Annotated in this window: 3 protein-coding genes; 2 read left to right on the plus strand and 1 reads right to left on the minus strand. The window is 36.4% G+C overall.

Annotated elements, in window-relative coordinates; genetic code table 11:
* Positions 1-108 precede the first annotated feature (108 nt).
* Together VNJ50_RS08900 and VNJ50_RS08905 are read left to right on the plus strand one after the other, a co-directional pair.
* Entirely contained in the window at positions 109-354 is a 246-nt protein-coding gene (locus VNJ50_RS08900; RefSeq protein WP_325581041.1) for a hypothetical protein, read from the plus strand.
* A gap of 116 nt (positions 355-470) precedes the next feature.
* On the plus strand, positions 471-1,568 hold the full coding sequence (locus VNJ50_RS08905) for a tyrosine-type recombinase/integrase (RefSeq protein WP_325581043.1): 1,098 nt from the start codon (positions 471-473) through the stop codon (positions 1,566-1,568).
* A gap of 111 nt (positions 1,569-1,679) precedes the next feature.
* On the opposite strand, the gene VNJ50_RS08910 is transcribed toward VNJ50_RS08905, so the two are convergent.
* Positions 1,680-2,943: ribonucleotide-diphosphate reductase subunit alpha (locus VNJ50_RS08910; protein ID WP_325581045.1), on the minus strand; the 1,264-nt coding region annotated here is incomplete at its 5' end.

Here is a 2,943-nt window from a genome sequence, read left to right on the forward strand (position 1 = left end):
CTAATTATTAATCTATTGGATAATAAGTTTATGGATGGGTTTTTAGACAGTCTGCCGTTCCTCGTGTATGCGTAGTTGCTGATTATTAACGATAAATTAAATTAGAATATGAAAACATTTAGAGAGATTGCAGAAATGCACTATGCTTCCGAACCAAGTAATGAGTTTGATAAGAAGTACAGAGAAAATAGGATAACTGCTCTTGAAAAGCTACTAACCAAGCAATTACGCATACACGATGTTGTAGGGCGAAGCGAACAGTTATTGGCGTTAGCTCAGTATATGTGCGAACACCAAAACAACTTAGATGGCAAAACGGCTAAAGATTACTTGCAAGACTTTCTCAGCCAATAATTGCCTACAACTCACAAATATGCGAAATCCCAACAACCTATCCAAACCTAGTATATGGCTATTTATTAATAGTTTACAATTTTATATCTTTATGGATATTTAAAATACGAAACTCTATGGATACTCAAAATGCGAAGTCCAAATTTAATCCTGATTTTTTTAAAATCAGCTTAGGAATGCATTGTGGCAAAAACGTAATTTGGATAAAATTTGATTATGATAAATCATTAAAGGACATGTTGCAGCAAGCCACCAAAGCCTACTGGTCAGCATCACAAAAATCGTGGTATATAACTGATAATAGACATAATAGAAGTATTTGTGACATAAAACAAAATAATGTAGGAAAAGAAGTATTGTCAAAAATATCTGCTATTAATTTCCCCGAATTTCAAAAACATCAAAATATTCTTATGCTTAAGGGGTTGTCACCAAACACTGTTCGTGCCTATTCCATTGAGTTTGCACAATTACTTTATGTGCTCAAAGATTTTCCTGTACAAAACCTTTCGCCCGAAAAACTACAAAGCTATTTTTTGTACTGTGCCAAAGAATTGAAGCTTTCGGAAAACCAAATCCATAGTAGAATGAATGCCATTAAGTTTTACTTCGAAAAAGTTTTGCATCGCGAAAAAATGTTTTTTGATATTCCTCGACCCAAAAAACCTTTGCTCTTGCCAAAATCATTGAATTTTGAGGAGGTTAAAAAACTCTTTGAAGTGACTGACAACATGAAGCATAGGCTTATTCTACAACTATGCTACGGAATGGGGTTGCGTGTCAGTGAAATTGTGAATCTTAAAATTGAAGACATTGATAGTAAAGTAATGAAGGTACGCATACACCGTGGTAAAGGCAAAAAAGACAGGTATGTCAATCTGCCACATTCAGTATTGAAGGAATTACGCAGCTACTATAGGGCTTATCTCCCAAAATTCTTTCTTTTTGAAGGTCAATATGGTGGGCAATATACGGTGCGAAGTGCGCAACTTGTTTTTAAAAATGCAATGAAAAAGGCAAAAATCAATAAAAACATTGGTATTCATGGATTAAGGCACAGTTATGCCACTCATCTTTTAGAATTTGGAACAGATATTACGCTTATTCAAAAGCTTTTGGGGCATAATGATATTCGCACAACACAAATCTACGCTAGGGTTTCGGACGCAACGCTTACCAAGGTTGTTTCGCCCTTAGATCGCATGTCAACCTAAAGATTGCTTTTCGGCCATTACCAAAAACAAAAAACGGTTGTAAAGCTATTTCTTCACAACCGTTTTTATAATTCTTGAAACGTTTATTTAAAAATCAATTTCAAAATATAATTAGGCTTCGCAACTTGCACACTCTTTCTTTTGTGCAAATTTCTGCGCGGCATTCATACTGTGCTGGTAGTAAAGTGATTTTAACCCGAGTTTCCAAGCGGTAACGTGAATTTTATTGATCTCTTTAACCGGCATTTCTGGATGCACAATGATATTTAAGGATTGTCCTTGATCGATATAGTTTTGACGATGGGCAGCTTGGTAAATCAAATCCAATTGGTCAATTTCTGAGTAGGTTTTAAAAACATCCTTTTCGTTTTCAGTTAAAAAATCGAGATGTTGCACTGAGCCGTCATTATTACGGATATCGCGCCACACTTCTTGCGTGTTTTGACCTTTTTCTTCCAGCAATTTTTCCAAATAGGAGTTCTTAATGGTCGTTTTTATCTTTGCAATATCTTTCACATACACATTGGACCAAATAGGCTCAATACCTTGTGATACCTGACCCAAGATAAAAGCCGATGAGGTGGTAGGAGCAATGGCATTTAAGGTCGCATTACGTCGGTTGTAGCCTTTAAGAGCTTCTGGTTCACCAAACTTTTGGGCCAATTCTTCCGATGCTTTATAGGATTTTTCTTTTATTAATTTAAAGATCTCATTGTTTAGGTTATATGCTTTTTCGCTGTTTAAAGGCAACATTTTTGATTGCAATAACGAGTGCCAACCCAAAACACCCAATCCTAAAGCCCGGTTATCTTTTGCAAAGTTGTAAGCGCGTTCCATAAACAAAAAGGTTTGTCGGTCTTCTCTGCTATCAGAATCACGATAAGCTTCTAGTTTGTCAATAAACTCGGTGATGACAGCATCCAAGAAATAAACCATGGTTTCAACCGCATCGGTGTTTTTCCATTGGTCATAATGCAACAGGTTTACTGATGATAAGACGCATACAAAAGACCAATCGTCATTAGACGGCAACATGATTTCGGTACAAAGATTACTGGCATAAATAGGCAAGTTTTTATCTTTATAAACATCGGCAGCAAAATTGTTGGCATTGTCTTTAAAGAAAATATATGGATAGCCCATTTCTCCTCTTCTTTGAAGCACTTTTGCCCAAATAGCACGTTTGCTGTCGTCGCCATCAATCATTTCCTGCATCCAATCATTGGTCACCGTTACGCCATGGGTAAGTTCTTGAATAGGATTTCCTTCGGTACCGATTTCCAAAAACTCCATAATATCCGGATGTTCAACTGGTAAATATGGCGAAAAACGACCACGTCTAACAGAACCTTGACTTACCACATCAACCATCGAT

It is taken from the genome of Gelidibacter sp. (assembly GCF_035577925.1).
In the GTDB taxonomy this organism is placed as follows: domain Bacteria; phylum Bacteroidota; class Bacteroidia; order Flavobacteriales; family Flavobacteriaceae; genus Gelidibacter.

Bases quoted from the DNA above. Each gene is read 5' to 3' on its own strand.
- VNJ50_RS08900 (WP_325581041.1), top strand. From the start codon at position 109: ATGAAAACATTTAGAGAGATTGCAGAAATGCACTATGCTTCCGAACCA.
- VNJ50_RS08905 (WP_325581043.1), top strand. From the start codon at position 471: ATGGATACTCAAAATGCGAAGTCCAAATTTAATCCTGATTTTTTTAAA.